This window comes from Mesorhizobium sp. M2A.F.Ca.ET.039.01.1.1 (assembly GCF_003998035.1).
Lineage (GTDB): Bacteria > Pseudomonadota > Alphaproteobacteria > Rhizobiales > Rhizobiaceae > Mesorhizobium.
Genome location: NZ_RZRY01000527.1, coordinates 1 through 4,523 on the forward strand (window position 1 = coordinate 1; position 4,523 = coordinate 4,523).

The following is a 4,523-nucleotide window of genomic DNA, read 5'->3' on the forward strand; positions in this document are numbered from 1 at the left end:
CGCGACCCCACCTGCTTCACCGCGAACACCGCCCGCCGCGCTTTTGAATATCGGAGTTTCGCGACCGGTCGGACGACCACGCGGTTGGCCGAGAGTCTTCGCGCAAGCGATTGTTGCCGTGTCGACGTCTCGAAACACGTGGTTCCCGCCGCCCTGTTCACCGGACAGGGCGGCCAGGGCGAATCTATGGGGCGCGGACTCTACGAAAGTGATCCGATCTTCCGCGAAGCCTTCGAAACCTGTGACGCGGTGGTCGCACGGCTTCGCAAACACCGATTGGGCGACATCCTTTACGGAGACGGGACGCTTGCCCATTTGGTTCACGATACCGAATATACCCAGCCCGCTCTGTTCACCATCGAACTCGCACTCGCGCGCGTTCTCGAAGCTAGGGGCTTCGTCCCAGAGATCGTCATGGGCCACAGCATCGGAGAATACGTTGCGGCCCACCTTGCCGGCGTGTTCTCACTCGAGGACGGCCTGCAACTGATCACAAAGCGCGGCGAGCTCATGGGTGGGCTTCCGCGCAATGGCGGGATGGTCGTCCTCACGGCTGATCGGGACACAGCCCATCGGATGATCCGGGACGCCGAAGTCGAGCTCGCCATCGCAGCGGAGAACGGACCAGCCAGTACGGTGGTCTCAGGCGAGAAGGATGCACTTGAAACGCTGATCAAGGCCGCCAAAGAAAAAGGCGTCCCCACGACGCAGTTGAAGGTCTCGCACGCCTTTCATTCGCATCTCATGGATCCCATGCTCGAACAGTTTGAGGCGTTCGCGAGCACCCTTGACTTTTCCAAGCCCGACGGCCGACTGATCAGTGCTAAGACGGGTAAGATCGCTGGCGAGGAAGTGGCTGATGCGCGCTACTGGACCGACCACGTTCGCCAGCCCGTCCTGTTCCATCGGGGCATTATGACGGCAAAGGAAGTTGGGGCGAATCTCTTCCTCGAAATCGGTCCGCACCCCGTCCTGACTCCGATGGCGCAGGCGGCCTTAGATGGCATTGCCTCGCCCTCGCAATTCGTCTCGAGCCTCAATCGCACCCGCAACGACGCAGAGGTTCTCGCCGAGACCGCGGGCCGCCTTTTCGTCGCCGGCCTTACGATCAATACGCTCACCGATCTGCCGGATAATGAACGCCGGCTCGTCGATCTTCCGCTCTATCCCTTCGAGCGTCGGCATCACTGGATCGACACGAAAGCGAGCGCCCCGCTGGCATGGCACTGCCGCCGCGAATGGCACGTGGAAAAGCAGTCGACGCCGCAACTGCCGAAAGACAAGGGCCTCTGGATCGTCTTGGGCAACGGCCTCGGTCTGGCCGGACGTTTGGCTCACGCGATTGAGGCGAAGCGCGAAGGGCTCAGACAGAAAGCAGTCGTTCTTTCGAATGTCGAAACAGGTTTCCCCGGCGTGCTCGACGCGAATGTCGCGGGGATCATCGTCACCCCTGAAAGCGCGGAAGGCGCGTCAAGTGGACAGATCGGCGAGGCGGCGCACAGCCACGCCGCCGCCCTCATGCAGTTCATCCAGACGGTTCAGGCAGCCACCAAGCATGGCAATCTAGCGAAAGCGAAGATTTGGGTCGTCGGCCAGTCCGGCCGCGCCGTTCCGCAAACAGACACATCAATTCCGGACGCGGCTCGTCCAGCCTCACTGGTCAGCGCCTCACTGCATGGAATGGCTATGGTGCTCGCGAGCGAACATCCCGATCTGTGGGGGGGTGACATCGATCTCGGCGCCGAGCCGAGCGACGCAGAAATCGCGGTCGCAATTGGCATTCTTTTCGGTGGTACCGGGTTGGAGGCCGCCTACGCCGTGCGCGGAGAGGAACGCTACGTCCTGCGCCTAAGCGAAAGCGGCGATGTCGGTACGGATTGCAAGATCGATCCGCAGAAGATCTATCTCGTCACCGGCGGACTTGGAGCTCTTGGCTCGCTAATGGTCCAATGGCTGATCAATCGCGGTGCGCGCCGCCTCGTGCTTCTCAACAGGGACGTCGCGGACGGTGCCAAACAGGAACGGCTCGAAGCCCTGCGCCGTACCGGCGCTGAGATCGCGGCGCATGCGGTTGACATCGCCGACCAGGTCGGAGTCGAGCGAATCCTGGGCGATCTCTCTGAGGCGGGCCATCAATTCGGCGGGATAATCCACACCGCCGGCATCGTTCAGGACGCCACACTAGGATCGATCGAGGAGGCGAGCGAACTCGAACGGGCACTCCGCGCCAAGCTCCAGGGTACGCTCGTTCTGGACAATGCGAGCCGTCGCTTCTCACTCGACTTCTTCGTCTGCTTCTCCTCGATTAGCGCGCTTCTCGGTATGAAGGGCCAAGCGGCTTACGTCGCGGCCAATGCCGCCATGAACCGCGTCGTCGAGGGCCGCAACGCCGAGGGACTGCCAGGCGTCAGCATCGAGTGGGGTCCGTGGGCGGAAACTGGGATGGCTTCCGGACTCGATGAGCGCCTGCGCAAGCGCCTGACCGATTTCGGCCTGCTCGCGATCCGCAACCGGGAGGCGCTCGAGCGGCTGGACGGCCTGTTCGCCTCAAGTGGCACGCTCACCGCAGCGCCGATCCTGTGGCGACGTTTCGTCAAGAAGCAGTATGGAGAGACGCCTGCTTGGCTCACGTCTCTGTCGAATGTGTTGAAGAATCCGCAGGCGGCCAATGACTACCAGGCGACAGATCCACTTGCGCGGCGCTTCGGCTCGGTCGCGCCGAGCGAACGCGGTCAGGCCATCGAAAGCTTCCTGCGCGGAGAAGTCGCCCGTGTGCTCGGCATTGCCGATCCGAACAGCCTGCCGATGGACGAAGCACTCAACCAGATGGGGTTCGACTCCTTAGCTACAATTGAGTTCCGCAACGATCTCGCCAAGACCGGCATCAAGGTTTCGCTCCAGAAGCTGGTGATGGGTGCCTCACTTGCGGAGATCGCGGCCGACACTCAGACGCAGGTGACCGCCGCTCTCGGGGGCGTAGCGGATGACGAGACAGAACCGACCGCGCCGGTCATCGCATTCAGCGCCCAGAGCTACGACAAGAGCGCGGTGATCATTCCACATCCCAAGCCCGACGCGCCGATCCGTCTGATCGGCTTTCCCTATGCAGGCGGCGGCCCGCTCGTATTCCAGCACTGGATCGATAGGATGCCGGATCACATAGAGTTCGGCATCCTGCAGATGCCAGGCCGCAGCGCGCGCCTGGAAGAGGGCTTCTGGATGCGGATGGAGGACTTGGTCGACGGCATCGTGCCGGAGATGCTGCCCTTCCTTAAGGGAAAACCCTTCGCCTTCCTCGGGTTTTGCTATGGCGGCGTCCAGGCCTTCGAAGTTGCTCAGCGGGTGCGCCGCGATCACGGGCTGGAACCGGAACACTTCTTCGTGGCTGGGGGTCGCTCGCCACAGATTTACAATGACGACCAGTTCGCCATCGACGTCCAGCAGTTTAATCACGAGACTGGCAAGTCCGAACACGAACTCGATGAGAGCGAGTTCGTGGAGATGCTAAAAGAGGTAAATTTCGCAAACAACAAGGCGCTGTTCGAAGATCCCGAAATGCGCGCGATGATGCTTCCGATTATACGAGCGGATTTCGAGAGCAACAACGCTTATCGCTACGGTTCCCATCCTCCGCTCGACGTCCCAATTACAGCAATAGGAGGCCGCACCGACCCCTATGTTACGGGCGACCACATTATCGGCTGGAAAGAGCATACCACGAAGGAGTTCAAGGCGCATTTTTGCGCTGGCGGTCACTTTTTCATGGAACACCAGATCGAACTCCTTACTCGAGTCGCCATCGAAGATCTTGAGCCCGTCGTCCAGCGGTTGGCCGCACATGGCAAGCGCCAACTTACGGTGATGACCTGACTACCGGCTTCAGTCAGACCATCAGTCGACCCGTTTTGCAGCGTTCGGCCGCGAAACCTGCCGTTGGATGCAGCAATATGTCAGAAGCGGCCAAACTGCTTTCTGAAGAGGGAGCTAACGCACTTCTCGACTTGAATCGTCGTGGCCCGCGCAGCACATTCTGTAATGTCGTGAGGCGTAGATGCAGTCCGGCTTCGCGCAATTTGGCTGTTGAGCATGTTGGGAGTAACGAATAAACGCTGAGGTTTTCAGCAGCCCCATTTTTGTGAAGCGATCGGCCTGTATCGTCCATTTGCCGGCCTTGTGGACGCTATCGATTTCCTCAATAAAATGGCCTGAAGATCGCAGGGATTCGACTTACGAGACCGCCCTGAGGGCGTGTCACGACGCATGTAGCGGTGCCTGCAATGCCTTTGTCGGCTTTGCGAACCGAGCCGCCATTATGCAGTGGATCGCGATCAAGAGTAGATAATAAAGTCCTCGACCGCCAGGAGGGTGGTTTGGAAATATGGAGCAGGGCGATGCCAAATACGATTGTCATGATCATCGGCATGCTGAAAAGCCGGTTCCAGGGGGTGCGGATTTTGGGGTCACAGAGCAGGGCGAAGTTGATCCCGCTTCATTGACCGTGCGCGGCTGGCAACGGGCGGGTG

General features: G+C 60.4%; 1 protein-coding gene. It reads left to right on the plus strand.

Annotation, left to right across the window (positions count from 1 at the left end):
* The first annotated feature begins 84 nt into the window (after nucleotides 1-84).
* Nucleotides 85-3,870, plus strand: a complete 3,786-nt coding sequence (locus EOA24_RS28445) for an SDR family NAD(P)-dependent oxidoreductase (protein ID WP_245501872.1) — start codon at nucleotides 85-87, stop codon at nucleotides 3,868-3,870.
* The last annotated feature ends 653 nt before the right edge of the window (nucleotides 3,871-4,523 follow it).